Origin of the sequence: Limnobaculum zhutongyuii (genome assembly GCF_004295645.1) — a bacterium.
Classification (GTDB): Bacteria; Pseudomonadota; Gammaproteobacteria; order Enterobacterales; family Enterobacteriaceae; genus Limnobaculum; species Limnobaculum zhutongyuii.
Window position 1 is genome coordinate 1,558,249 of the sequence record NZ_CP034752.1, and the last position, 25,287, is coordinate 1,583,535.

The following is a 25,287-nucleotide window of genomic DNA, read 5'->3' on the forward strand; positions in this document are numbered from 1 at the left end:
CTATTCAACCTGGCCGTGGGTAATTTTAGTGAGTGGGAGGTTAATATCAAAAATTTTACAATTTGCGCTTTTAACACCAAAAGAAGCGATGCGCTTTTGGTGCATTTCCCAATAGCGTTCAGCTGATTCGCGGTCAGTGAACAAATAAATTCCACCGGCTTCTTCCGTTTGTAGGTTTTCAGTCCAGATTTTTGAAATAAAACCAGGTTCATTATTGATACTTTCAGCCAGAGAAACGGCGCTCTTGGATAAATTATCACCTAACATTTCTGCAGGCATACTGAAATCCACTTGAAGTAATACGGTCATCATGACCTCCTGAAAATAAAGTTGTCTACAATGGTGAGAAGGGAATCACATCAAATATGATTTCTTCACAATTAACAATTTAACTACAAAGTTACAGCAACAAGTAGACACAAAAAATAATGATTTATCAATGTCATTTTTATTTGAGAAGTTAATAACACAACGGTTTTGATTTGTAGACAGTACTAAACGATATGATTGTCTTTTTATGGGGGAGAGTTATGTTGACTGACTTTGTAACTCTTTGAGACATTCACGGATGAATTATAACCAAATAGCATTTATTAATGTTGCCTTCTTATTCCATTATATAAGCTTTGTGGCTGTCTTTAGTTGATTAGATTATCATTACAGACGAACAGCTATATTATTGATATAATCATAAAAATGGCAGTATGGTAGTAAATCTTTTCGTTGAGTTTGCAGTGAGGATATGTAAACCTAAGTTACCTTTGAAGGATGGATTTGTTGGCAGGTTGAATATATTTTGATTTTGAAATGGTGTTTCATCCTGTACTATCAGTTGGTTGAGTGTTTTTTATGAACTATTGCGTAATAAATAAAAAGCATCACTTTACCTTTCTTGTTTGGAGACTTTCTGTTGATAAGCGTTCTTCTTGTTGATGACCACGAATTGGTGCGCGTAGGGATCCGACGCATTCTGGAAGATGTCAAAGGGATAAAAGTTGTTGGCGAAGCACAAACCGGCGAGGATGCTGTAAAGTGGTGTCGTTCCAATAGCGTAGATATCGTCTTAATGGATATGAATATGCCGGGCATTGGTGGCCTGGAGGCTACGCGTAAGATTTTGCGCTACTCACCAGATATTAAAGTCATTATGCTGACTATCCATACTGAAAACCCACTGCCGGCAAAAGTTATGCAGGCGGGTGCTTCTGGCTATTTAAGCAAAGGTTCTGCACCCCAGGAAGTGATTAATGCTATTCGAGCGATTGCATCCGGGCAGCGCTATATCGGTGCGGATATTGCCCGACAAATGGCATTAAGTCAGTTAGAGCCGGAGGCGGATACGCTATTATCCAGTTTATCTGAACGTGAACTGCAAATTATGCTGATGATTACTAAGGGATTGAAAGTTAATGAGATTGCGGAAACACTCAATCTCAGCCCTAAAACGGTCAACAGCTATCGTTACAGAATGTTTAGCAAGCTGAATATTAGTGGTGATGTGGAGTTAACGCATCTTGCTATCCGTCATGGTATTGTGACATCAGAGAAATTGTTAAATAGTGACTGACAGTTTTGATAGTAAAGCATTTTTAAAATATGTAACCAATGAGCCAGGAGTTTATCGTATGTACGATACTTCTGGCGTTGTTATTTATGTAGGAAAGGCAAAAGATCTTAAAAAGCGTCTGTCCAGTTATTTTCGCCAAAACGTAAGTAGTCGAAAGACAGAGGCCTTAGTTAAGAGTATCGCTAATATTGACGTTACGGTTACCCATACTGAAACAGAAGCGTTATTACTCGAACATAATTATATTAAGTTATACCAACCTCGCTATAACGTTTTGCTGCGTGATGATAAGTCTTACCCGTTAATTTTTCTTAGTTCAGATAAGCATCCTCGCTTAAAAATGCATCGGGGAGCGAAACATGCCAAAGGCGAGTACTTTGGACCATTCCCTAATTCGGGAGCGGTGCGTGAAACCTTAGCGTTGCTACAGAAACTTTTTCCTGTTCGTCAGTGTGAAGATAGCGTTTATCGCAATCGTTCGCGCCCCTGTCTGCAATATCAAATTGGCCGCTGTTTAGGGCCTTGTGTTGCTGGGTTGGTCAGTGATGAGGAATATCAGAAGCAGGTCAACTACGTTCGATTGTTTTTGGAAGGTAAAGACCAACAAGTACTGAATCAACTGATAGCCAATATGGAGCAGGCAAGTTTGTCACTCAATTTTGAAGAGGCAGCCCGCATCCGCGATCAAATTCAGGCCATTCGACGAGTCACTGAAAAACAATTTGTTTCTGGTGATAGTGATGATTTGGATGTCATTGGCGTCTCTTATGAGGCTGGCCTGGCCTGTATGCATGTATTGTTCTTGCGACAGGGCAAAGTGCTTGGCAGCCGGAGTTATTATCCTAAAATTCCTAAAGGAACTGAGCTGGACGAAGTTGTTCAGACTTTCGTTGGTCAATTCTATTTGCAGGGGAGTCAGTCAAGATCGTTACCCGGTGAGATTTTACTGGACTTCACTTTACCGGATAAGAACGCACTGGAAGAGACATTATCAGAAGTTGCCGGGCGAAAAATTCAGATACAAAGCAATCCCAGAGGGGATCGGGCTCGTTATCTAAAACTGGCAAGAACTAATGCGCAAATTGCACTTAAAACGAAATTATCACAGCAATCAACAATCCATCAGCGTCTTGCATCGCTAACTGAAGTGCTGAAACTAACTAAAATTAGCCGGATGGAATGTTTTGATATCAGCCATACTATGGGGGAAGAGACCGTTGCCTCCTGCGTAGTATTTGATAGCAATGGTCCATTGCGCTCTGAATATCGACGTTACAATATCACCGGTATAACACCCGGTGATGATTATGCGGCAATGTCACAAGTACTAAAGCGGCGATATGGAAAAGCGCTAACGGATGAGAAAATTCCAGATGTGATTTTTATTGATGGTGGAAAAGGGCAATTGGGGCAAGCCATCGATGTTTTTAATCAGTTGGATGTTGATTGGGATAAAACCAGGCCATTATTGGTTGGTATTGCTAAAGGCAGCGATCGTAAAGCGGGGTTGGAAACGCTATTTCTGGCTGCTGAAGGCGAAGGATTTTCTTTACCTCCAGATTCACCGGCATTGCATGTCATTCAACATATTCGTGACGATTCGCACGACCATGCCATATCCGGGCATCGCCAGCGGCGGGCAAAAGTAAGAAATACCAGCGCATTAGAACATATTGAAGGCGTGGGGCCCAAACGTCGTCAGGCATTGCTAAAATATATGGGAGGCTTGCAACCATTATTGAATGCTACCGTCGAAGAGATCGCAAAAATACCTGGAATATCGCAATCTTTAGCAGAAAAGATACACAATGCATTGAAACCCTGAAGAGTATGTAGCAACATAGGCATACGCCTTCCCTTTTATACTGAACAGCAATAGAGCACCAGAGCACTATGCAATTTAATATACCGACTCTGCTTACACTTTTTCGTATCATTTTGATTCCATTCTTTGTTGTGGCGTTCTATTTACCGGCGCAATATCAGTGGGCTCCAATGGTCTGTGCCATCATTTTTGTCGTTGCTGCGGTGACTGACTGGTTTGATGGCTTTCTGGCTCGACGCTGGAAGCAAACTACACGCTTTGGTGCTTTTCTCGATCCGGTCGCTGACAAGGTAATGGTTGCGACAGCCTTAGTGTTAGTTTCTGAGTATTATCACGTTTGGTGGATATCACTACCTGCAGCGACCATGATAGCGCGTGAAATTATTATTTCTGCGTTGAGAGAGTGGATGGCCGAAATCGGTAAACGAAGCAGCGTTGCGGTTTCATGGGTAGGTAAAGTGAAAACCTCCGCTCAGATGCTGGCTTTAGTCATATTGTTGTGGCGGCCTAACCCGATGGTTGAGATTTTTGGTTTTATTTTGTTATATATTGCCACGATCTTAACATTCTGGTCGATGTTCCAATATTTGAAAGCCTCAAAGGCTGATTTGCTGGAACCATAGTCGATACGCCGGAAAAAGCAGCAAACGAACCAAATGTTGTAATAATTCTATTGACTCACCTCGTCAGGTAAGTAGAATGCACAGCATCCAATTACGGCAGCAGCCATGATTGGGATAAGCAGCTAAATCAGTAAGTTCTGATATAATGCTTTAGGCGCGGGAATAGCTCAGTTGGTAGAGCACGACCTTGCCAAGGTCGGGGTCGCGAGTTCGAGTCTCGTTTCCCGCTCCAAATTAATATTCATCTGGAATATTACGGCGCGTTGGCAGAGTGGCCATGCTGCGGATTGCAAATCCGCCTACCTCGGTTCGACTCCGGGACGCGCCTCCAATATCAAGTATGCCCGGGTGGTGGAATCGGTAGACACAAGGGATTTAAAATCCCTCGGCGGCAACGCCGTGCGAGTTCAAGTCTCGCCCCGGGCACCATTTGATATTGATAAAATCAGAATTTTGAGTTAGTTAAAACCACCTGTGAGGTGGTTTTTTTATGTCTGAAGTTTAAGCATTGCTGTATCTGAGTTTGTTCGCTATTGTCCCGATTTGGTTTCAGCGTGCTAAGGTAAACTTTCCATTAGTGGCGATAAAAGCGGTGATGGTATCTTGAATAACTCGTTGCTGTGAGGTGTCATCTGTTTCACTAATTAAATCCTCCAGTGTCTTGATGATGTTCTCACGGGAGATATCTTCCCCAAGGGTATTGAGGCGACATACGGATTTACCGATAAGCCTTTGGCGCTCATCCTGCATAAATTTAAGTGTTTCAATACTCATAGAATTAACGTGTTCCTAAAAATAACAGTATTAATTTGTTGGAACTATAGCATTGAAAAAGCAGCAGGATGTTACCATTTGAGCTGTAACTTTTTGAGCTTATGCCAATTAATATAAAGACTGTTATACAAGTCGTAATCAATATTGTTCAGGAACTCTTATGGAACTTACGGATTTTATCCTTCATGCTCAACAAAGCTGCCCAAACGCTTTAGTGACTATAGAAATAGACCCGATAAAGAACACAGTAAAGATACAGTGGCGTTGGGATGGTGAGTCGGGTGAGCAGCTATTTGAACGTGCTATTTTGTTTAAAGAGTTGAATTATGATGAGGCTATTACCGTTTTCCTTTCCCGATGCAAGATAGCAATGGATGCACTTTGTGACTAACAAATATTTCAGATATTACATGACGAACTGTGATATCTGATAGCTGGAATGTTAATTATTTCTTCTTTTCAGACTTTTTCTTTAATACCACAATTAAAGAACCAATCAGCCCGATGACCAACAGGGCGACAGGTAGAATCATCAACCCATTCATAACGGCCGCTTCATGGTGCTTATACAATGGCGTCAGGCTGATGAGATAGCCAAGGCTGGTAACAACAGTTACCCATAGCACAGCACTTAACCAGTTAAAAATTTGAAAGCGTTTTGCATCAAGGGCAGAAAGACCCGCAATCGTTGGTAATAAGGTGCGCACGAATGCCAAAAAACGACCAATAAGCAGAGCAAAGAAACCATGGCGATGAAATAGCTGATGCGCCCGTTGGTGATAGTGAGCAGGTATCTTCGACATCCACCCCTGAACCGTTTTCGTTTTGCCTAACCATCGCCCCTGAAGGTAACTAAACCAGCACCCCATAGCTGCAGCAGTAGAAAGAACCAAAACCGTGAGAAGAAAATGCAGCGAGCCTTGGGCAACTAAAGCACCAGCCAGTAATAACAGGCTATCACCGGGTAAGAATGCAGCAGGTAATAGACCATTTTCCAGAAAGATTATCAAAAATAAGATGCCATAAATGGCCCAAAGAAATTCCGGATTAGCTAATGTTTTAAAGTCCTGGTGCAGGAGTGCCTGGAATAAATCTGTTATCGAACCCATTTTCTTTCCTATGCATGACATTAGCAGAGACTGTTTCAGACAGAGTTAATGCGGTAAAGATGAAATGAATGCCAAAAACTGGCTTATGAAGATAAGTCTAACATCATCAGCGTTAACTATACAGTTAACCGCGTTAATCAGCATTGAAATATATAATGATATTGTTATTTTTGAGCTCTTGTATGAATAAGGAACACGCTTATATGATAGTTTGAAAATATTATTTTTACCTGAAAGATAATTATTATATATGCAGAACCATTTTTATAACATTATGACATCTATATGAGTTTGTTTCGTCAATTAATTGATAAATAATGATTTATGTCGAATTGAAATGAATTCAACAAAAATTCCCCTTGTGATACCGTAAGTAAAACAACTTAAAAAATAAAAGGTGAATAGAGTGGATATTGTTGAGCGTTTTATTTCCTATACCAAAATTAATACAACAACTAATAGAGAGAATGGGGCTGCTGGTATTATGCCTTCGTCTGAAGGCCAGCGAGTTTTAGCTAATCAGGTTGGGGAAGAGTTGAGGGCACTTGGCCTACAGGATGTACAGGTGAGTGAGAGAGCAATACTAACAGCGACGCTTCCTGCCAATGTTAACTATCCACTTCCGGCAGTCGCTTTCTTCGGGCATCTGGATACCAGCGCAGAGCAAACAACGGATACACATGCACAAATATTGCCTTATTCCGGTGGAGACCTTTGCCTGAATAAACAACAGAACATCTATTTACGTCAAAGTGAGTTTTCTGAGCTGAAGGATTACATTGGTGATGAGATTATTGTAACCGATGGAACCAGCCTGTTAGGTGCGGATGATAAAGCAGCTATCGCCTCGATTGTTAATATGATCCAGTATTTAGTGCAGCACCCAGAGATTAAACATGGTCCAGTAAAAGTAGGACTGGTTCCTGATGAGGAACAAGGTCTGCGAGGCTCCAAGGTGTTTGATGTTAAAACTTTTGGTGCTGATTTTGCCTACACGTTGGATTGTTGCGGCATTGGTGAACTGGTGTACGAGAACTGGAATGCGGGTGATGCCGTGATTGTATTTACCGGCCAATCTGCTCATCCCATGTCGGCAAAAGGAAAGCTAAAAAATTCACTGCTGATGGCTCATAAATTTATCTCCATGTTACCAGGCGGCGAAGCACCAGAATATACCGAAGGCCGGGAAGGGTATTATTGGGTTAAGCAACTGCAGGGAAACAGTGCTAAGACCGTATTGAATATGGATGTTCGGGATTTTACTGAACAGGGCTATCAACAACGAATGCAATTCCTGAAAAACCTTTCAGAAAGTTGCGCAGCACTTTGGGGAGAGGGAAGCGTGAAATGTACTCTTTCCGATCGGTATGCCAATGTGTTTAACAGCTTGCAGGGGGAGTCAGCCTATCCTATTGATATCGCCACACAAGCTTACCGTAATTTGAATATTGAGCCTAAAGTGACACCTATGCGTGGTGGATACGATGGCGCAGCCTTGTCGCAAAATGGTTTGCCTTGTCCTAATGTATTTACCGGGGCGCATAACTTTCATTCTATTTATGAATATTTGCCGGTTAAATCACTTCGGGCAGCCAGTGATGTCTTGGTAGAAATTGTGAAGCTGACAGAACAACGTTTTAAACCGTGATAATTAATCGGTAGGGCAAAACAATCAGGGCGCTGTTTTAGCGCCCTGTATTGAAAGTATTAAAGTCTAAATTATTTCAGTTCATCAACCATATTTACTGCATAGCCAATATAGTTTGCAGGTGTCATAGCCTTCAGACGTATTTTTTCATCTTCTGGCAATTCCAGTTTATCAATAAAGACTTGCATATCTTCAGCGGTAACGCGTTTACCGCGGGTTAACTCTTTCAGTTTCTCATAAGGTTTCTCAATACCATAACGACGCATTACGGTTTGAATTGGCTCAGCCAGAACTTCCCAGTTATGGTCCAGTTCATTCTGAAGGTTACTTTCATTAACTTCCAGCTTGCTGATGCCTTTCATGGTGGATTGATAAGCGATCATGGCATAACCAATACCAACACCCAAATTACGCAGTACAGTAGAATCAGTCAGGTCACGCTGCCAACGAGATACCGGCAGTTTTGCTGCCAGATGTCCCAGTACGGCATTAGCTAAGCCTAAATTACCTTCGGAGTTTTCAAAGTCGATAGGGTTTACTTTATGCGGCATGGTTGAAGAACCAATCTCACCGGCAATGGTTTTTTGTTTGAAATGATTCAAAGCAATATAACCCCAGATATCACGGTCAAAATCCAGCAGGATGGTGTTGAATCGGGCTACACAATCAAACAGTTCGGCAATATAGTCGTGTGGTTCAATTTGTGTGGTGTAAGGATTCCATGTGATACCTAACGAAGTAACAAAACTCTCGCTAAACTGGTGCCAGTTAACCTCAGGATAGGCCACCATATGGGCATTGTAATTACCTACGGCACCATTAATTTTACCCAAAACTTCAACCTGACTCAGTTGCTTATATTGACGCTCCATACGATAAGCAACGTTTGCAAACTCTTTACCAATGGTACTTGGTGTAGCCGGTTGTCCATGGGTACGAGAAAGCAGGGGGATATTCCGGTATTGTGCCGCCAGATGCTTTATTGAATCAATTATTTCACGCCAGGTTGGTAACAGCACAGTTTGGCGGGCGGTAGATAGCATCAGGGCGTGGGAAAGGTTATTAATATCTTCAGAAGTACAGGCGAAGTGTATAAATTCTGAAATTGCCTGTAATTCAGGAATAGCGGCCACTTTTTCTTTGAGGAAATACTCCACGGCTTTAACGTCGTGATTGGTGGTTCGCTCAATAGTTTTAATTCTCAGGGCATCAGATTCATTGAAGTCAGCGACAATTTTATCAAGGTAATCGTTTGCTTCTTTGCTAAAAGCAGGAACTTCTTTGATTTGTGCACAATCCGCTAATTTTTGTAGCCAGCGAACTTCCACTGTAACGCGGAATTTAAGCAAGCCGAACTCGCTGAAGATTGAGCGTAATGAACTGACTTTATCTCCGTAACGTCCATCAATAGGGGATACGGCGGTCAGTGAAGATAATTCCATCAGTAAGACTCCTGAAGTCTGAAAGTTTAACGATGAGCAACAATTTCTCTGGCCTGCTGTAACAGGCGATTGCGTGAAAACATAAATTGCAGACGGCTTCCACCGACTTGCTGCCAAAGTACCGTAGCACGAATACCGGCTAACAGTGCTGCACGGACTTTAGCCTGAACCAGTGGCTTTTGTAACGCTTCCGGGGAGCCTGTCACCTGGATGCGCGGTCCCAGAGGACTGACAATGTCAACGTAGATACTGGCAAGGGAACTAATAATGGTTTCTGACTCAATATCAAAATGAGCCAGTTGACGATCGAGTTGGCTGATGCGATTCGATAGTTCATTTAATGCTTGAGGATTACCCGAAAGTTTACGTTCCAGTACCATCAGGCTAAGCACATAACGTGTGATTTCTGCACTAAGCTCCTGACGGTTATTGGTTAGAACACAGGGTAAGGTATCTAGTCCTACACTCAGATCGCTTTCATGCCCGAAAACCGCCAGAGTAGAAGGGGAATCTGTCACCAGAATGCTTTTTAGCGAAACAGAAAGGGCATCGTTATCACACTGACCGTTATGAGCCAGTTGTTGAACCAAACGAGCTGACTGAGCAATGCCAGCCAGCGCTACAGTAATATCATAATAATTTTTTGCCACAATTAATCCTGTAAACGTTCTTCAATAACGCCGCCGCCAAGGCAAACATCGCCCTGATAAAATACGGCCGATTGTCCTGGGGTAACCGCTGCTACGGGCTCGTCAAAACGAACTTCAATCCGATCCGGAGCATGAGGGATCACTGTGCAAGGAATATCCTGCTGACGATAACGAGTCTTAACCGTACAGCGGAACGTTTCAGTGATTTCATTACGGTCGACCCAATGTAGCTGCTGGGCTATTAAACCATTAGAGAACAGGCTGGGATGGTCGTGACCCTGTGCAACAATCAGGCGATTATTTATGAGGTCTTTATCAACCACGTACCATGGATCTTCACCACCGTCTTTCAAACCGCCAATGCCTAATCCTTTACGCTGACCCAGAGTGTGATACATCAACCCTTGGTGGGTACCAACGTTGTCACCATCAACAGTCACTATGTCACCCGGTTGCGCAGGTAAATAACGGGCCAGAAAATCTTTGAATTTACGCTCACCGATAAAGCAGATACCCGTGGAGTCTTTCTTTTTTGCTGTCGCTAAATCTAACTGTTCAGCAATTTTGCGAACTTCCGGTTTTTCCAGTTCGCCAACGGGAAACAGGCTTTGAGCAACTTGTTCATGGCTTAAAGTATAAAGAAAATAGCTTTGATCTTTATTGGTATCGACGCCACGCAGCAGGCGACTTTTACCATCAACATCCTGACGACGTACGTAGTGCCCAGTTGCAATGTAATCTGCGCCTAGGTCTTCTGCTGCGAATTCCAGGAATGCTTTAAATTTGATCTCTTTATTGCACAGAATATCCGGATTTGGCGTACGGCCTGCTTTGTATTCAGCCAAAAAATGCTCAAATACGTTATCCCAATATTCTGCGGAGAAGTTGATGGTATATAGTTCGATGCCTAACTTATCGCAGATAGCCTGAGCATCCGCCAGGTCAGTGGCGGCGGAACAATATTCATCGGAATCATCTTCTTCCCAGTTTTTCATAAATAAACCGGCCACCTGATAGCCCTGTTGCTGTAGCAACCAGGCTGAAACGGAGGAGTCAACACCGCCGGACATACCGACAATGACTTTTTTCTGGCTATTATCTGACATGGGGCTCTCACGTACTGTTATGACTTAGGGTGATACAAAATATATTGTTGAGACTGCTTTGCAGCGCAGCATTTTAGCACGTTGATAGCGCCGGCGCACCGCTTAACACAAACGCTTTTTCGCTATTTAAAGTTTTCCAGTATTGAAAGGGGGTAGCGTTCAGGTTGTAGGTAGCGAATCATACTTTCTCTGACTAAAGGAGAACGTAAATTAGGCGCATGAATAATTTCTTCCGCCGTTAACCACAGGCACCGGTCAATATCGCTGTCGTGAGGCATGGTTTCAGGCATTTCTGGTAAATCAATGGCAAAAGTAAAGCGAATAAACGGTGTGCCATCGTTGGCAATCCACTGATAAATTTGCAACAAAGATTGCAGTGCGGCATGAATACCAGTTTCTTCCCAAAGTTCGCGTTGTGCACCTTCTAACAGCGTTTCGTGGGCCTCAAGATGACCAGCCGGTTGATTTAATGTTGGCAAACCATGAATCCGTTCTTCTACCATCAAAAATCGATTTTCAGCCTGAACAACACAGGCCATGGTGACATGGGGTTTATATTGGTTGTCAGACATATTTCACCTCTTTCCACTCGCCAGGGGCAAGGCCATCAAGATTCCAGTTATTCAGACTGTAACGAATTAATCGCAGGGTTGGAAATCCAACATGAGCTGTCATCCTGCGAACCTGACGGTTTCTCCCTTCATACAGCGTGATTTTTATCCAGCTGGTTGGAATCGCTTTGCGTTCGCGAATTGGCGGATCCCGTGGCCATAACCAATCGGGTTCAGCAATGAGCTCTGCTCCCGCGGGAAGAGTTGGACCATCATTAAGCGTTATGCCATGACGTAATTTTTCCAGTGCTTCAGTGTCAGGAATTCCTTCCACCTGAACCAAATAGACTTTCCCTGTTTTATGTTGCGGTTGTGTTAATTTTGCCTGTAATTTGCCGTCATTTGTCAAAACCAGCAGGCCTTCGCTATCGCGATCCAGTCTTCCCGCGGCATAAACGCCGGTTACAGAAATATAATCTTTTAAGGTTTTTCTGCCGGCTTCATCGGTGAACTGAGGCAAGACATCAAAGGGTTTATTGAACAAGATTACGCGCCGTGGGCCTTTTGGCGCACGGTTGACGGTTTTTTGTCTTCTGCCAGTGGCAGAATTTTTTTTAGTTGCTAGCTTTAACATGACATTTCGCGTGTTGAATCGTTAAATCATTATACTTGAAAAAGTTTTTGATTGGCGGACTGAAAGTATTCAAGTAGTATCATGTACGCATCTTACAAAAAATTAACAAACATGTCCTCAGAGGAGAGTTTGATGGAAAGCAAAGTAGTTGTTCCTGCCACAGGTAAAAAAATTACAGTTAACGCTAATGGCAAACTCACAGTTCCGCAAGATCCTATTATTCCTTATATTGAAGGCGACGGTATTGGTGTCGATGTAACGCCTGTCATGATTGATGTTGTTGATGCGGCAGTAAAGAAAGCTTACGGCGGCGAGCGCAAAATCTCCTGGATGGAAATCTATACTGGTGAGAAATCAACTCAGGTATATGGTAAAGACGTCTGGTTACCTGATGAGACGCTGGATTTAATTCGTGAATATAAAGTCGCTATTAAAGGTCCTCTGACAACACCGGTTGGTGGTGGTATTCGTTCGTTGAACGTAGCACTACGTCAGCAGTTGGATCTCTATATTTGTCTGCGTCCGGTGCGTTATTTTGAGGGGACGCCAAGTCCGGTTAAACGCCCTGATTTGACCGATATGGTGATTTTCCGTGAAAACGCAGAAGATATCTATGCAGGTGTTGAGTGGAAAGCTGGTACAGCCGAAGCTGATAAAGTGATTAAATTCCTGCGTGACGAAATGGGCGTAACTAAAATTCGTTTCCCACAACAGTGCGGTATCGGTATTAAACCGTGCTCGGAAGAGGGAAGTAAACGCCTGATTCGTGCAGCAATTGAGTATGCGATTGATAACGATCGTGACTCTGTTACGCTGGTTCATAAAGGCAACATCATGAAATTTACCGAAGGCGCTTTCAAAGACTGGGGTTACCAGTTAGCGAAAGAAGAGTTTGGTGGTGAACTGCTTGATGGCGGCCCATGGTTGAAGGTCAAAAATCCTAAAACTGGCAAAGATATTATTATCAATGATGTTATCGCTGATGCTTTCCTGCAACAAATTCTGTTGCGTCCGGAAGAGTATGATGTGATCGCAACGATGAACCTTAACGGTGACTACATTTCTGATGCGCTGGCTGCACAAGTTGGTGGTATTGGTATTGCACCAGGAGCAAACATTGGTGATGACTGTGCGTTGTTCGAAGCGACTCACGGTACGGCACCAAAATATGCTGGTCAGGACAAAGTGAATCCGGGTTCAGTTATTCTGTCTGCTGAGATGATGCTGCGTCATATGGGCTGGACCGAAGCGGCTGACCTAATCATCAAAGGCGTGGAAGGGGCAATTAAGAATAAAACTGTCACTTATGACTTCGCCCGTATGATGGATGATGCTAAAGAGCGCTCCTGCAGCGAGTTTGGCAAAGATGTGATCGGCTGCATGTAATTGTAAAAAGTGTCACAAATATTAACGGGAGCCTGAATGCTCCCGTTTTTTATTGGATCCGGTTTTTTGTTTAGCTTATTTCTCAGTAGCCAGAATAACGTTTGATGCCTTAATAAGAGCTATAATGGGGGCACCTGTATGAAGCTGCATTTCTTCAACGCTATTGTTGGTAACGACGGCAGATAGCTTAAGGCCAGTCTCAGTAACCATATTGACAATCGAGTTCACGCTGCCTTTTTCTAATGACTCAACATTACCCTTAAACTGATTACGGGCAGAGAAGTTCAAACCATTTTCAGCGGATGCCAGAATTACCCAGGGAGCTTTAAAGATAGCGATAGCCGCTTTACCTTTTACTAAGCCTAATGTCGTTACACTGTTTTAGTGACAACTGCAGTAATGTTTTCTCCGCCGTTTAAATGTAAGACGACTTCATCGTTGATTGCACCAGAATTGATGGATTCAATAATGCCTTTTAACTGGTTTCTTGCGGATACTTTCATTTTTTACCTTTCATTCGTAGCCTGTGGTAACAGCAGACTACCTAAAACGGCGATCTGATTTCAACACTAATGTTCATTTTTGAGGTCCACGATTTTTCTGGTGTAAGTGTTGAATAGTGACTTAGGCGTATTAAGATAGATATCATCTTTTCTAATACTAACTAGTTAATATATTTAGTGTTATGAATTTATTATTGAATGATTGCTGACGATATCAGAATGTATTTTTAAATAAAAAATTAACTAAATCATATAAGGAAAGATTTTGTCAACGCAAAAGATAGATGATTAATAGTGATTGCCTATAAATAGAAATAAAATAAATGATCTGTTTTTTATACAGGCTAATGCATATCAGATTTGCTTTTTAAATCATTCAATATTTTTATTTTTAGCAACTAAATTACTAATAATTTCGTAAAATAGATGTAGATGAAATCTGATTTAACTATTGATTCCTCTAAAGCTTTATCGGTAGTATATTTATATTCTTTATAATAATAAATTATGTAATTGAATTAGCCTAAGTGTTATTCTTGCCGGGGAAAAACTAAGGGAGAGAGTGTTTTGAAAATCAACAGAGATCTACAAAATAGCATATTGAAAATTTTATCTAACGTATATCCTAATAATATTCATAGAGAGGAATGGCTACCATTACTTTCAGTCGCTGGTGATAAAGATACTCTTGTTGCTAATTTACTCTATCTTGAAGAGCATAAACTTTTGACCAGCGGAATCACCCGTTGTGTGAATGATTATATGATTAATTTAGGACAGTTACGCATTACAAACAGAGGTCTTGACTTTCTTCTTAATGATGGTGGAGTGAATGCCATATTGGGTATTGAAACTGATTAAATATCAATTGGATGTATTTTATTGATCTAACTTATAGAAAATTCTGTTTAGATGATAATGACAAGTTAAAACTAGCTGTTAAATTAAAACCACTAAAAATTGATACGAATAAAAATATTATCGTTATTAAGCTCATCGCTAATAAGCTAAAAAGTGTCTGATAGCGATAGTTAATTTAGTGAATGATTTGATAAAAATTGATAGACCTTTCATAGTGAGTGGGAGTATAACCTCCCATTTTTACTAAAAAATCATAATATAGTTGATAAATATTTTAATTTTTTATTATATGAGCATGTATATTAATGCAATCAAAAAATGACATAAGAGTAGAACCATATATCTATAGCTGTAGCTTAGTTATTTAGGTGTCTAAAAATTGTCTCTTGTCTGGCATCGGTCATTTTTCTTATCTCTTCAGGAGAATATCCAGAAGAGGAGAGTTTTTGAATGGTGTATGAGAGAGCCAAAGATTCTTTTCCTCTGTAAAGGTAATCAGTTTGGAATGATTTACCACAAGCTTTACAACGATAGCGTTGTATATTGGTTTTTGTTGTCCCAAACTTGGTAACATTCGTCTCATCCTCACAAAATATACATATGATATTTTTATTCATAAACACTCCATTATTTAATGTGGGTAACAATATTTTTGATTTCATATTAATTAATTTTAGGCCTTGTTAATATGTTGATAATTATTTTTAAAATCATCATTTTTTCTTTATTTATTTTCATTTTTAACAGGCTTGATAACTTGTTTTTTGTGTGGTTTTTAAATTGCTGGTTTGATTTTTTCTTGATTTTTTAAAACAATTAGATTGCCATTGATGTTTTTATTTTAATTAATGGGATTTTCTTGTCAATGGCCAATGTGATTTTGTTTTTTTAATTTTATTGATTCATATGATTTCATCTTTATTAACCAATTGATTTTTATTGATTTATTTTATGGTTCAATGATTTTTAATTTTTTGTAAATGTGTTGATTTTAATTTTTATCTAAATTATAAAATCATCAAATGATGGTTCTTTATAGAATTTGATTTTTTGAATATTGATTATAGATGTTTCAATTTTGTTATTTATGATGAAAAAGTTAGTTTTATTAATGGGTAACTTAATAATTAATCTGAGAAATAACATCTAAATATTTTATACAGTTATGTTAAAAGTAGGGTTAAAGATATTGTTGAAAGAAAGTGTTTTTATCATAAGAGCGGATGTTTGAGTAAAAAAATGCCAGCTAAAGCGCTGGCATTAATAACATGGTCGTTATTCAAGATAAACAATGTCAATGAAGATACTAACCGATCATACCTTTTCATGTAAAGTTCATACTTTGTGATAACCATCTGAAAGATGTTTTTTCTTCACTAATGACAAGTTATTGCTGTTAAGTTAGCCAACTCACAAAAAATGATGGGTAATGAAATATAATGTTATCAGCCGATCTTTTCTGTTTCTAAATTAGAGGAGAGTGCATGATGTACAAATCTATTTTAGTCCCGGTGGATATTCTGGAAGAAGAACTGACAGGGAATGCAGTCAAGCATGCGGTATATCTGGCTAAATTGTCAGATGCGAAGATGAGATTACTCCACGTATTACCTATCTCATCAGCTATTATTAACTCTTATGCTTTGGGCTATCCAGAGCTCAAAGATAAAGCTTCCGTTAAAGCAGAAGAAGACCTTAAGAAACTGGCAGATTCAATTGATCTCCCTGTGGGGCAGGTTTCCTACTCTATTGCATTTGGTTCGCCCAGAGATGAAATAGCCGTAGTTGCGAGTGAAGTGTCTGCAGATTTAATTGTTATTGGCTCAAGGAGGCCAAATATAACCACCCATCTATTAGGATCAAATGCGTCGGGTATTGTGCGATATGCGAATACTTGCGTCCTGGTTGTAAGATAAGCGGCTAAAATGACAAAGCCACCGAATGGTGGCTTTGTTGTAGGGGAATATCAGCTGAAGCTGCCCCGGATTGTCTTAGTAAAAAGTTGGTTTTGACAGGTCATTAACCAACTGATTAAGACGAGAAAACATCGATTTCATCGTTTTCATAACTTATCCTCCTTCTAAATCTTAATGTGATATTTATCACGAAATTCTATTGTGAGTGTGATTTTAGTCACATAATGATAAACATCAATGGATGGAGCAAATTTTCATTTTTTACGCTGTACACATAAAAAAACGAAGTGGATAGATAAGATTACAGGCCATGTTTGACTACTATTATAGAATGCGTCAGTGAGATGACTGGTTGCCTGTTGTATTGGGTTATACCTTATGTTCAGGTACTTTTTTGTTATGTATATATCAGGTCACTGTAGTTATTTTTCATTAGCAATATAGGGTAACTTACCCAAGTGGTAGGGGTTACTACGATAGAAATCGACGCGTTGCTTAAAGTATTCCCGAAGGTTAACCGGAATCAACGCTTCGATTTCACGAAAGTTAAATGGCATACCATAACGTTCTTTATACGCAATACCTGATGCGTGCAAATCCACGTCGACCTTTTCACGCTCTTCTTTTGGAAGATCTGCCAGATTATGACTCATATCTAAACTCCTCTGTATCTGGCGATGATTATACCCTGACTTTTAGCTGATTTCATTGTGTGAGTTTTTATTGGTGATTTTAATGTATCTCAAAATCTATTTTTAACTTTCCTGAAGGACAAAAACACTCTTTTTAAGATATTGGTTTTTGCCGGAATTAGAAATAATATTAATACAAGCCAACTACATGCTAACACATGGTAATAATTCCCCCGTGTTAATGTTTTTATATCGTAAGAGAAAAAATTTGTTTATTAATTAATTTTGGTGTATTTCTTTTTTATTATTTTAAGGTGGTTTTTTTAATATTTTCGTGATTATTTTCCATTTAATTTTATGTGTAATTGTGAAGTTCAGTGAATTGGTGGTTTAATGATATTTTTTTATTTATATAAAAATTCTATTTGTTTTCAAATAATCATTAAAATAATGATCTATTTTTTATTAATATTTCATTTCTTTTGATTTTTAAGCATTTTTTGTTGTTTATTTAAATGTATTTACATGAAAATTATAAATCATGATTATTTTTATGAGATGGTAGTCTGTTTTCTTGACTTATATAAAAGATATTTTATGGCAATTTTATCTTTATTTTTTTTGAATATTGATTATAGTCCTTTCGGATTCTAATTGAGTAACGGACGCCTATGGTTAGACGCCTGTATATTCTTTGTGCTTTTAACATTCTTTGATTTGTTAAAATTCTCATATTAGTTGGTTTAAGAGTTTTCTTATATTTTTTGGGATTGTTTTTAGTCCCTGCTAATAAGATGAGACGTTAAGTGAAAACTATATTGTTGCGCTGTGATTTATTTGAACAGAATAAGTTGACACAGATAATATTTATTAATAGGGATATTTGGATATGTTGATAATTAATGCGAAATTGAGACCATTATCTGTTTTTGTAGCTCTGGCTGGAACAGTAATGTATAGCAATGTGTCTGTTGCTGATGTAAATACGACTTCAACACAGGCTAATGGCAGTGTGCTGGATCTTTCAGCTAACCCGGACGCTAATATTTATGCGGTGAATAGTTCGGGCGCTTATGTTTTACGTGCCTACAGTGGTGGGACACTGGTAGACGATCAGAACGTTTTAAAAGAAATTTATTCTGATTCAAGAAATGGTCTAAGTGCAGAAGCGGGTAGTAAGGTTGTTTTTGATGGTACTATCAGTGATATAACCATAACAACAGGTGTTATATCAACAGTAAGTACTGATGGTACATCCGTTACTACCACTCCATCGAGCGGCAATGGTATTGGTGTTCTATCTAAGGGAGCGGGTAGTTCTGTCACATTAAACAGAAACATTACTGTTATCACCAATGGTGCTCTGAGTTCAGGTGTTGATGCCGAAGCGGGTGGTGACGTTCTTATCAAAGGCTCAACTAAAATTAATTCAGCAGGAACCGGTGTCGCTGTCACTGGCGATAGTAAAGTTAATTTAAGTGGTGGAGCAGATATTACATCCACTAAAGAAGCTGTTTATGCTAATGAAGGTTCAGAAGTTGCTATCGGAAATAGTAGTACGAGAAGCACATTAACAACGACTTCAGCCTCAAACCTGATTCTTTTAGAAGGGCCTGCTACTGATGGAGCACTGAGTTTTATTAATTCAGAGCTAAGTATTGCTACGGGTAACGCAGTGAAAGTGACCGGCGGCGATTGGGTTTCAACGTTTGTAGATACTAATATTACTGGCGATATGAATGTGGATAGCGGTGCTAAGCTAGATACCGCAATGACTAATTCAGAATTTACCGGTAAGGCTAATGGTGATATCAAGTTACAGGCGACAGGGAGTACCTGGAACATGACTGATTCTTCAACCATTACCTCTTTGCAGATGACAAACAGTTCGGTGAAATTTGCGACGCCAACAGGTACTACGTATAACCGCGTATTAACAACCGGTAGCCTGTCAGGTAGCGGTGATTTTTACATTCATACCGAACTGAATGAAGGTGGTGCAGGAACTAACTCTGACCAAATTCACGTAACGGGAGATGCGGAAGGTAACCACCGTCTGTTTGTTTCTGCTCATGGTAATGGTGCTTATACCGTAGATGATGGTATTAAAGTTGTTCAAATTGATGGTAACAGCACATCACAATTTACGTTAGGTAATGGCAACTATGTCAGCATGGGTGCTTTCGACTACTACCTGTATGTAAGGTGATGTAGCTGGAGCGGATGTTAATGACTGGTATTTACGAAATGTAGCACCTACGCCTGTGGATCCTATTATTCCAGTAGATCCGACTAATCCAGTAGACCCAACTAATCCAGTTACGCCTACTCCAACACCACAAGACACAGCGAAGTCTTATCGTCAGGAAGTACCTGGGTATATCGCTGCCCCTTATGTCAATATGTTATACGGTTATCAAACGATAGGTACGTTGCATGAGCGTATGGGTGATACTCAGCAGTTCGCCAGAGGTTCTGATAATAAAACGTGGGGTCGCTTTGGCGGCAGCCATTTAGAGTCTAAATCTGGCCGCTTCAACTATGATGTTGACACCATGTTTGCTCAATTTGGCCGTGACATCTATGAAGACACCACTTCTGCGGGGACATCTGTTACTGGTGGTCTGACTGTAACATTAGGTCAGGAGCATACTAAAGCGAAAGATAAAGGCCGTACTGCTGCTGGTGAAAGTATTAATACTGGTGATATCACCACTAATGCTTACAGTATCGGTGGTTATTATACCCGCTATGCTCAAGACGGTGGCTATATCGATGCGGTAACTCAATTTACCTATTATGATAACAGCTATAACAGTCGTTATGATGCTGACCAGAAGAGCTATGGTGCCATTGTTTCTCTGGAAGGTGGCAAGCCGTTTGGCGTGACCAGAAACTGGAAAATTGAACCGCAAGGCCAGATCGCTTATCAATATCTAACATCTGAAAACTTCAGTGATGAAGTTTCTGACATTAAAGGTGATGATTATAATGGCGGTTTAGCACGTGCCGGTATCCGTTTCTTCCGCGATCAGGCAGTGAATAAAGAAAGCGAATTCTTTAAACCTTATCTGACATTAGATGCTGTTTCTACTATAGGTAAAGATCCTAGCGTTAATGTTGGCGGCACTGATATTACAGCTGACTTTGATTCTACTTGGTGGCAAGCAGGTGCGGGTATGACAGCTAATGCCACTAAAAACACATCGTTCTATATGGATGCGAAATATCTGCAAAGTTTTGAAGGTGACTTTGACGGTTATGTTATCCATGCGGGTGTGCAGGGCCGTTTCTAATTGTCTACATATAGTTAAATATCCAGTTTATTTACGGCCTCCTTTGGAGGCCGTTTTTATAATATTTTCTGTCATAACCGTAGCGCCATAGTGCTCCCCGCTGATTCGGGCTATAATCCGCCAATATTTAATTAGTTGCCGCCAGTACTTTCTGGCTATTTATGGATAGGTATCATGGATTCAGAGTCAATTTTTCGCATAATTATTCTGGTTGGCTGTTTGGTACTGGCAGCCAGAGGGACAAGATTCCATCTACGCTATTTTTTAATTGCAGTTGCAGCTATTGCAGGCTTAACGCTGATTATTGATGCTTTTCATTTATCGTAAAACTTGAAACAGCAGAATTATCTCACTCATACTGAAAGCACCTGACCCATGCTTATTTCTATATAAGAGGCACCTATGGCTGAAGAAACTATTTTTAGTAAGATTATTCGTCGTGAAATTCCATCAGATATCGTTTATCAGGATGAACTGGTAACTGCGTTTCGCGATATTTCTCCACAGGCTCCAACTCATATTCTGATTATTCCAAATATTCTGATCCCAACGGTAAATGATGTAAAACCTGAGCATGAGCAAGCGTTGGGAAGAATGATGGTCGTGGCCTCTAAAATTGCCGAACAGGAAGGTATTGCTGAAGATGGCTATCGTCTGATCGTCAACTGTAATAGTCATGGCGGTCAGGAGGTTTACCACATTCATATGCATTTGCTGGGTGGTAAAATTCTGGGACCAATGCTATCCCGTTAACTGGAGCTGAGAATGAAAAAGATTTTGTTTTTGGGATTAGGCTTAGCGGTTTTAGCGCTTGCTGGTTGTCAGGGGACTAAGCCCCAACCTAAGCCGCCGGTAGTGGTAACGCCTCAGCCGCCCGCTCAACCTCCGTATCAGCCGCCGCCAACGCCGCCGACATTACCACCACCAGAAGCGCCTATTAACTGGATGGCCAGTGTGCAGCCTCTGGTTAATAAAATGGTTAGCGCTTCTGCGGCAGAAACCAATAACGGTATTTTGTTGCTGAATCAGGTAAAAAATAATACTTCTGGCAGTATTTCGACGGTAGATGCTACCGATGCATTAAAAGAAGCTATGCAGTCTAACAGCCATTTTGAGTTAGTACCTGAAAGTAAGCTGAATGAAGCTCGTCAGGCGCTGGGGCTACAAGGGGATGATAGTTTGGTTTCCCGGGCGAAAGCGGTGAGTTTAGCGCGTTATTTAGGGGCTAAATATGTGGTCTATGCATCAGCCAGCGGTAATCCAAGCCTGCCGGAAATCATGATTCAACTGTTGCAGACTTCAACCGGTGAAATTATCTGGTCTGGTCAGGGAAATACTCAACGTTGATGAGTTGAATAGCTATCAGATCATGAAGTTAAAGGGCTAAATTTGTTTTGTGCAGGTTTAGCCTGTTTTCATAACAGGGCCGTTATTTTAAACATAATGAACTATACAGGCCATTCAGATTTATATTAATTCAGAGTATGAAAAGTGAGGTTAATGTGGGACCAGTGATGTTAGATGTTGTCGGCTATGAACTTGATGCCGAAGAGCGTGAGATATTAAAGCATCCTTTGGTGGGTGGTTTAATATTTTTTGCCCGTAACTTTCACGATCCTAAGCAATTAGCCGAATTGGTTCGTCAGGTCAGAGAAGCGTCTCACCATCGCCTGTTAGTGGCGGTGGATCAGGAGGGGGGGCGAGTACAGCGTTTCCGTGAAGGATTTACTCAATTACCCGCTCCACAATCGTTTGCTGCGCTATTGGAAGATCGTCAGGCTGAACAAATGGCACAGGAAGCCGGTTGGTTAATGGCGGCAGAGCTGACTACTATGGATATTGATATTAGTTTTGCGCCTGTACTTGATGTCGGCCATACCAGTGCAGCAATCGGCGAACGCTCATTTCACAGCGATCCGGAAGTCGTCATGTTGTTAGCCAGTCAGTTTATTCAGGGAATGAATAGCGCAGGAATGCGTGCAACCGGTAAACATTTTCCCGGGCATGGCGCAGTGTCTGCTGATTCTCACAAAGAAACACCGGTAGATACTCGTACTTATCAGCAACTGTTTGATAAAGATATGTTGGTATTCCGCCATTTATTTGCAGCAGGACTTCTCGATGCGGTCATGCCAGCCCATGTGATCTATCGTGAGGTCGATCCGCGTCCAGCCAGTTGTTCACCTTACTGGTTAAAGAATATTCTGCGCCAACAGCTTGGCTTCAGTGGTGTGGTGTTTTCGGATGATATGTCAATGGAAGGTGCCGCCATTATGGGAAGTTACTCCGAACGTGGGCTGGCGGCTTTAGATGCCGGATGCGATATGATTCTGGTATGTAATAATCGGCAGGGTGCTGTTAGCGTTCTGGATGGTTTACCTTCTGATATGCGTATTCATGCTGAAAGAATTACCCCGCTTTATCATAAAAATAAGATGACTCGTCGTGACTTACTGGCGTTACCTCGCTGGAAACAGGCGAATAAACAGCTGAGTGAGCTTAGCGAGCGTTGGGAACAGCACAAGCAGCAGATGAAAGAAAGACAAGGCTGAATCAATAAAAGAGTTGAACAGAAACACTCTTTTTGGGCAAGATAAGGTAATGACGTCATACACCGGTAGGCAGTGGGGCTAAATATGATTATTTATTTACACGGTTTTGATTCAACCAGTCCGGGGAATCATGAAAAGGTCTTACAGCTACAGTTTATTGATTCGGATGTGCGCTTTATCAGTTACAGCACACGCCATCCGCGCCATGACATGCAATATTTATTGAAAGAAACAGATAAAGCCGTACAGCAATCGGAAGATAGTTCACCGTTGATTTGTGGTGTAGGGCTGGGGGGCTTTTGGGCTGAAAGAATTGGTTTTTTATGCGGTATTCGCCAAACTGTTTTCAATCCGAATTTGTTTCCTCATGAGAATATGCCCGGAAAGATTGACCGTCCTGAAGAGTATCTGGATATTGCGACTAAGTGTGTGGCTGAGTTTCGTACCAAAAATCAGGATAACTGTTTAGTGATCCTCTCCCGACATGATGAAGCGCTGGATAGCCAGCGTAGTGCTGAAGTGCTAAGTCCTTACTATCCGTTGATTTGGGACGAAAAGCAGGGGCATAAATTCAAAGAAATTTCTTCCCATTTGCAGGCTATAAAAGCATTTAAGCAACGATAATTCTCTTTCAGATAATCAACCGGCAGTCAGTTTTGACTGCCGGTTTTTTTATGCCTGTTGTTGATGTAAATGAAATGAAAGTGTGTAGTTTTAACATAAATTGATTTACATCAATTTTGGTATGACCAAATGCCCAATTATGATATTCTGTCTCCAATGTTGTAATGAGAATCAAGTCGAGCTGTTGTTTTAAAAGGCGATGAGAGAAAACCATTACCCGAATTCGTGGTTTATTTTTTAGTGGGATATTAACGTGGAAACAGAAACTAAAAAAATTGTCATTGTTGGCGGCGGCGCGGGTGGCCTTGAGCTTGCGACTAGTCTGGGTAAAAAACTGGGTCGTAAAGGAAAAGCGGAAATCACGCTGGTGGATCGCAATCACAGTCACTTATGGAAGCCTTTATTACATGAAGTGGCAACCGGTGCGCTGGATGATGGTGTCGATGCATTAAGCTATCTGGCTCATGCCAGGAACAACGCTTTTCGCTTCCAGTTGGGGACATTGATCGATATTAACCGTGACGACAAGTTTATTCGTCTGGCACGTATTGATAATGAGCAGGGGGAAGAGCTGGTACCTGAGCGCAATTTGTCTTATGACATTCTGGTAATGGCGCTGGGTAGCGTTTCTAATGATTTTGGTACGCCAGGCGTCAAAGATCACTGTATCTATCTGGATAATCCAAAACAGGCGCAACTTTTCCATAATAAAATGCTAAACCTGTTCCTCAAGTTTTCTTCTCAACCTCATGAAGAAGAGCGAGTCAACATTGCTATTGTTGGTGGTGGGGCAACGGGCGTTGAACTGTCAGCTGAGTTGCACAATGCAGTAAAACAGTTACACAGCTATGGTTATAAAGGACTGGATAGTAAAGCATTAAACGTTACTCTGGTCGAAGCGGGTGAGCGTATTCTACCTGCGCTGCCGGTACGTATCTCTTCTTCTGCCCATCAGGAATTGACCAATTTAGGTGTAAACGTATTAACCAAAACCATGGTAACCAGCGCTGATGCTAATGGATTACATACTAAAGACGGTGAGTTTATTAAAGCCGATCTTTTAGTGTGGGCTGCGGGTATTAAAGCACCTGATTTTATGAAAGATATTGCAGGTTTGGAAACTAATCGCATTAATCAGTTAGTGGTTGAACCAACGCTACAAACTACTCGTGTTCCTTCCATTTTTGCTTTAGGTGATTGCGCTAACTGCATGCAAGATAATGGCACGCCAGTTCCTCCACGCGCTCAGGCCGCACATCAAATGGCAACGCTGTGTTACCACAATATTATGGCTCTGCTTAACGGCGGCACTTTGAAAAACTATCGCTATACTGACCGCGGATCGCTGGTTTCGTTATCGAAATACAGCACCGTTGGTAGTCTGATGGGTAACCTGACCAAAGGCTCAATGATGATCGAAGGCCGTCTGGCTCGTCTGGCCTATATTTCTCTGTACCGTATGCATCAGGTTGCGCTGTTTGGCTGTGTGAAGACCGGACTGATTGTGCTGGTGGGAAGTATTAACCGGATTATTCGACCAAGGTTGAAGTTGCATTAATTATTTCATCAGGCACTAAATGAGAAGGGG

The 25,287-nt window shown here is 40.9% G+C and carries 25 protein-coding genes, 3 tRNA genes and 2 pseudogenes; 19 read left to right on the plus strand and 11 right to left on the minus strand.

The window, feature by feature from the left end; translation table 11 throughout:
- On the minus strand, positions 1 to 279 hold the full coding sequence (locus EKN56_RS06760) for a monooxygenase (protein ID WP_407656549.1): 279 nt from the start codon (positions 277 to 279) through the stop codon (positions 1 to 3).
- Between the two features lie 631 nt (positions 280 to 910).
- Between EKN56_RS06760 and uvrY the strand changes: the two genes are divergently transcribed.
- The 6 genes from uvrY to EKN56_RS06790 all read left to right on the plus strand — a co-directional run bounded on the left by uvrY (position 911) and on the right by EKN56_RS06790 (position 4,444).
- Positions 911 to 1,567 carry a UvrY/SirA/GacA family response regulator transcription factor gene (gene uvrY, locus EKN56_RS06765; protein WP_130591074.1) on the plus strand — a complete coding sequence of 219 codons (657 nt, stop codon included), beginning with the start codon at positions 911 to 913 and terminating at the stop codon, positions 1,565 to 1,567.
- The gene (gene uvrC / locus EKN56_RS06770) at positions 1,560 to 3,392 is read left to right on the plus strand and encodes an excinuclease ABC subunit UvrC (protein ID WP_130591075.1); all 1,833 of its coding nucleotides are present in this window, start codon (positions 1,560 to 1,562) and stop codon (positions 3,390 to 3,392) included. The genes uvrY and uvrC overlap by 8 nt, the downstream gene beginning before the upstream one ends.
- A gap of 68 nt (positions 3,393 to 3,460) precedes the next feature.
- Positions 3,461 to 4,015, plus strand: coding sequence for a CDP-diacylglycerol--glycerol-3-phosphate 3-phosphatidyltransferase (pgsA, locus tag EKN56_RS06775; protein WP_130591076.1), 555 nt, complete (start codon positions 3,461 to 3,463; stop codon positions 4,013 to 4,015).
- Between the two features lie 156 nt (positions 4,016 to 4,171).
- Positions 4,172 to 4,247: transfer RNA gene (locus EKN56_RS06780), tRNA-Gly, on the plus strand.
- A gap of 25 nt (positions 4,248 to 4,272) precedes the next feature.
- A tRNA-Cys gene (locus tag EKN56_RS06785) sits at positions 4,273 to 4,346 on the plus strand.
- 11 nt (positions 4,347 to 4,357) lie between these two features.
- Positions 4,358 to 4,444 (plus strand) — tRNA-Leu (locus tag EKN56_RS06790).
- A gap of 120 nt (positions 4,445 to 4,564) precedes the next feature.
- On the opposite strand, the gene EKN56_RS06795 is transcribed toward EKN56_RS06790, so the two are convergent.
- Positions 4,565 to 4,789: a hypothetical protein gene (locus EKN56_RS06795; protein ID WP_130591077.1), complete on the minus strand. Its 225-nt coding sequence runs from the start codon at positions 4,787 to 4,789 to the stop codon at positions 4,565 to 4,567.
- Between the two features lie 160 nt (positions 4,790 to 4,949).
- Here EKN56_RS06795 and EKN56_RS06800 point away from each other — a divergent pair, with 160 nt between their 5' ends.
- Entirely contained in the window at positions 4,950 to 5,180 is a 231-nt protein-coding gene (locus EKN56_RS06800; RefSeq protein ID WP_130591078.1) for a hypothetical protein, read from the plus strand.
- Between the two features lie 55 nt (positions 5,181 to 5,235).
- On the opposite strand, the gene EKN56_RS06805 is transcribed toward EKN56_RS06800, so the two are convergent.
- Positions 5,236 to 5,898: a DedA family protein gene (locus EKN56_RS06805; RefSeq protein WP_130591079.1), complete on the minus strand. Its 663-nt coding sequence runs from the start codon at positions 5,896 to 5,898 to the stop codon at positions 5,236 to 5,238.
- Between the two features lie 406 nt (positions 5,899 to 6,304).
- Here EKN56_RS06805 and pepT point away from each other — a divergent pair, with 406 nt between their 5' ends.
- Positions 6,305 to 7,546 carry a peptidase T gene (gene pepT / locus EKN56_RS06810; RefSeq protein ID WP_130591080.1) on the plus strand — a complete coding sequence of 414 codons (1,242 nt, stop codon included), beginning with the start codon at positions 6,305 to 6,307 and terminating at the stop codon, positions 7,544 to 7,546.
- A gap of 71 nt (positions 7,547 to 7,617) precedes the next feature.
- Here the strand turns inward: pepT and purB are convergent, their stop codons facing one another.
- The 5 genes from purB to rluE all read right to left on the minus strand — a co-directional run bounded on the left by purB (position 7,618) and on the right by rluE (position 11,929).
- Positions 7,618 to 8,988: an adenylosuccinate lyase gene (gene purB, locus EKN56_RS06815; RefSeq protein WP_130591081.1), complete on the minus strand. Its 1,371-nt coding sequence runs from the start codon at positions 8,986 to 8,988 to the stop codon at positions 7,618 to 7,620.
- A 26-nt stretch (positions 8,989 to 9,014) separates the two neighbouring features.
- Positions 9,015 to 9,638: a high frequency lysogenization protein HflD gene (gene hflD / locus EKN56_RS06820; protein WP_130591082.1), complete on the minus strand. Its 624-nt coding sequence runs from the start codon at positions 9,636 to 9,638 to the stop codon at positions 9,015 to 9,017.
- A gap of 2 nt (positions 9,639 to 9,640) precedes the next feature.
- Positions 9,641 to 10,744: a tRNA 2-thiouridine(34) synthase MnmA gene (mnmA, locus tag EKN56_RS06825; RefSeq protein WP_130591083.1), complete on the minus strand. Its 1,104-nt coding sequence runs from the start codon at positions 10,742 to 10,744 to the stop codon at positions 9,641 to 9,643.
- A 122-nt stretch (positions 10,745 to 10,866) separates the two neighbouring features.
- Positions 10,867 to 11,316: an NUDIX domain-containing protein gene (locus tag EKN56_RS06830; RefSeq protein WP_130591084.1), complete on the minus strand. Its 450-nt coding sequence runs from the start codon at positions 11,314 to 11,316 to the stop codon at positions 10,867 to 10,869.
- Positions 11,309 to 11,929: a 23S rRNA pseudouridine(2457) synthase RluE gene (gene rluE, locus EKN56_RS06835; protein ID WP_130591085.1), complete on the minus strand. Its 621-nt coding sequence runs from the start codon at positions 11,927 to 11,929 to the stop codon at positions 11,309 to 11,311. Before rluE ends, EKN56_RS06830 begins: the two co-directional genes overlap by 8 nt.
- Before the next feature lie 132 nt (positions 11,930 to 12,061).
- On the opposite strand from rluE, the gene icd reads away from it, so the two are divergent.
- A complete protein-coding gene (gene icd / locus EKN56_RS06840; RefSeq protein ID WP_130591086.1) occupies positions 12,062 to 13,315 on the plus strand; it encodes an NADP-dependent isocitrate dehydrogenase in 1,254 nt (417 codons plus the stop codon).
- 75 nt (positions 13,316 to 13,390) lie between these two features.
- Here icd and EKN56_RS06845 read toward each other — a convergent pair.
- Positions 13,391 to 13,818: pseudogene (locus EKN56_RS06845) on the minus strand (TOBE domain-containing protein).
- Positions 13,819 to 14,385: 567 nt separating this feature from the next.
- Between EKN56_RS06845 and EKN56_RS06850 the strand changes: the two are divergent.
- Positions 14,386 to 14,679: a hypothetical protein gene (locus tag EKN56_RS06850; RefSeq protein WP_130591087.1), complete on the plus strand. Its 294-nt coding sequence runs from the start codon at positions 14,386 to 14,388 to the stop codon at positions 14,677 to 14,679.
- Positions 14,680 to 15,035: 356 nt separating this feature from the next.
- Here EKN56_RS06850 and EKN56_RS06855 read toward each other — a convergent pair whose 3' ends face one another.
- A complete protein-coding gene (locus tag EKN56_RS06855; protein WP_130591088.1) occupies positions 15,036 to 15,296 on the minus strand; it encodes an IS1 family transposase in 261 nt (86 codons plus the stop codon).
- An 870-nt stretch (positions 15,297 to 16,166) separates the two neighbouring features.
- Between EKN56_RS06855 and EKN56_RS06860 the strand changes: the two genes are divergently transcribed.
- Entirely contained in the window at positions 16,167 to 16,595 is a 429-nt protein-coding gene (locus tag EKN56_RS06860) for a universal stress protein (protein WP_130593626.1), read from the plus strand.
- A 422-nt stretch (positions 16,596 to 17,017) separates the two neighbouring features.
- Here the strand turns inward: EKN56_RS06860 and EKN56_RS06865 are convergent, their stop codons facing one another.
- Positions 17,018 to 17,248, minus strand: a complete 231-nt coding sequence (locus EKN56_RS06865) for a DNA polymerase III subunit theta (protein WP_130591089.1) — start codon at positions 17,246 to 17,248, stop codon at positions 17,018 to 17,020.
- Positions 17,249 to 18,179: 931 nt separating this feature from the next.
- Between EKN56_RS06865 and EKN56_RS21455 the strand changes: the two genes are divergently transcribed.
- The 8 genes and pseudogenes from EKN56_RS21455 (at position 18,180) to EKN56_RS06900 (ending at position 25,257) form a co-directional block, all read left to right on the plus strand.
- Positions 18,180 to 19,436, plus strand: a complete 1,257-nt coding sequence (locus EKN56_RS21455) for a pertactin-like passenger domain-containing protein (protein WP_168189619.1) — start codon at positions 18,180 to 18,182, stop codon at positions 19,434 to 19,436.
- Between the two features lie 25 nt (positions 19,437 to 19,461).
- Positions 19,462 to 20,523, plus strand: a pseudogene (locus EKN56_RS06875) (autotransporter family protein); the annotation flags it as partial.
- Between the two features lie 174 nt (positions 20,524 to 20,697).
- Positions 20,698 to 20,850 carry a hypothetical protein gene (locus tag EKN56_RS20900; protein WP_168189620.1) on the plus strand — a complete coding sequence of 51 codons (153 nt, stop codon included), beginning with the start codon at positions 20,698 to 20,700 and terminating at the stop codon, positions 20,848 to 20,850.
- 75 nt (positions 20,851 to 20,925) lie between these two features.
- Positions 20,926 to 21,276 carry a purine nucleoside phosphoramidase gene (gene hinT / locus EKN56_RS06880; RefSeq protein WP_130591092.1) on the plus strand — a complete coding sequence of 117 codons (351 nt, stop codon included), beginning with the start codon at positions 20,926 to 20,928 and terminating at the stop codon, positions 21,274 to 21,276.
- A gap of 12 nt (positions 21,277 to 21,288) precedes the next feature.
- The gene (lpoB, locus tag EKN56_RS06885) at positions 21,289 to 21,870 is read left to right on the plus strand and encodes a penicillin-binding protein activator LpoB (protein ID WP_130591093.1); all 582 of its coding nucleotides are present in this window, start codon (positions 21,289 to 21,291) and stop codon (positions 21,868 to 21,870) included.
- Positions 21,871 to 22,025: 155 nt separating this feature from the next.
- The gene (nagZ, locus tag EKN56_RS06890) at positions 22,026 to 23,075 is read left to right on the plus strand and encodes a beta-N-acetylhexosaminidase (RefSeq protein WP_185955886.1); all 1,050 of its coding nucleotides are present in this window, start codon (positions 22,026 to 22,028) and stop codon (positions 23,073 to 23,075) included.
- A gap of 84 nt (positions 23,076 to 23,159) precedes the next feature.
- The gene (gene ycfP, locus EKN56_RS06895) at positions 23,160 to 23,699 is read left to right on the plus strand and encodes an alpha/beta hydrolase YcfP (protein WP_130591095.1); all 540 of its coding nucleotides are present in this window, start codon (positions 23,160 to 23,162) and stop codon (positions 23,697 to 23,699) included.
- Between the two features lie 253 nt (positions 23,700 to 23,952).
- Positions 23,953 to 25,257, plus strand: a complete 1,305-nt coding sequence (locus EKN56_RS06900; RefSeq protein WP_130591096.1) for an NAD(P)/FAD-dependent oxidoreductase — start codon at positions 23,953 to 23,955, stop codon at positions 25,255 to 25,257.
- Positions 25,258 to 25,287 lie beyond the last annotated feature (30 nt).

Excerpts from the sequence above, each read along its gene's own strand:
- EKN56_RS06795 (WP_130591077.1), bottom strand. The coding sequence starts at position 4,789 with ATGAGTATTGAAACACTTAAATTTATGCAGGATGAGCGCCAAAGGCTT.
- EKN56_RS06760 (WP_407656549.1), bottom strand. The coding sequence starts at position 279 with ATGCCTGCAGAAATGTTAGGTGATAATTTATCCAAGAGCGCCGTTTCT.
- icd (WP_130591086.1), top strand. The coding sequence starts at position 12,062 with ATGGAAAGCAAAGTAGTTGTTCCTGCCACAGGTAAAAAAATTACAGTT.
- rluE (WP_130591085.1), bottom strand. The coding sequence starts at position 11,929 with ATGTTAAAGCTAGCAACTAAAAAAAATTCTGCCACTGGCAGAAGACAA.
- mnmA (WP_130591083.1), bottom strand. The coding sequence starts at position 10,744 with ATGTCAGATAATAGCCAGAAAAAAGTCATTGTCGGTATGTCCGGCGGT.
- hinT (WP_130591092.1), top strand. The coding sequence starts at position 20,926 with ATGGCTGAAGAAACTATTTTTAGTAAGATTATTCGTCGTGAAATTCCA.
- EKN56_RS06830 (WP_130591084.1), bottom strand. The coding sequence starts at position 11,316 with ATGTCTGACAACCAATATAAACCCCATGTCACCATGGCCTGTGTTGTT.
- EKN56_RS21455 (WP_168189619.1), top strand. The coding sequence starts at position 18,180 with ATGTATAGCAATGTGTCTGTTGCTGATGTAAATACGACTTCAACACAG.
- EKN56_RS20900 (WP_168189620.1), top strand. The coding sequence starts at position 20,698 with ATGGATTCAGAGTCAATTTTTCGCATAATTATTCTGGTTGGCTGTTTG.
- EKN56_RS06865 (WP_130591089.1), bottom strand. The coding sequence starts at position 17,248 with ATGAGTCATAATCTGGCAGATCTTCCAAAAGAAGAGCGTGAAAAGGTC.
- pgsA (WP_130591076.1), top strand. The coding sequence starts at position 3,461 with ATGCAATTTAATATACCGACTCTGCTTACACTTTTTCGTATCATTTTG.
- EKN56_RS06860 (WP_130593626.1), top strand. The coding sequence starts at position 16,167 with ATGTACAAATCTATTTTAGTCCCGGTGGATATTCTGGAAGAAGAACTG.
- purB (WP_130591081.1), bottom strand. The coding sequence starts at position 8,988 with ATGGAATTATCTTCACTGACCGCCGTATCCCCTATTGATGGACGTTAC.
- EKN56_RS06800 (WP_130591078.1), top strand. The coding sequence starts at position 4,950 with ATGGAACTTACGGATTTTATCCTTCATGCTCAACAAAGCTGCCCAAAC.
- ycfP (WP_130591095.1), top strand. The coding sequence starts at position 23,160 with ATGATTATTTATTTACACGGTTTTGATTCAACCAGTCCGGGGAATCAT.
- EKN56_RS06855 (WP_130591088.1), bottom strand. The coding sequence starts at position 15,296 with ATGAATAAAAATATCATATGTATATTTTGTGAGGATGAGACGAATGTT.
- lpoB (WP_130591093.1), top strand. The coding sequence starts at position 21,289 with ATGAAAAAGATTTTGTTTTTGGGATTAGGCTTAGCGGTTTTAGCGCTT.
- EKN56_RS06805 (WP_130591079.1), bottom strand. The coding sequence starts at position 5,898 with ATGGGTTCGATAACAGATTTATTCCAGGCACTCCTGCACCAGGACTTT.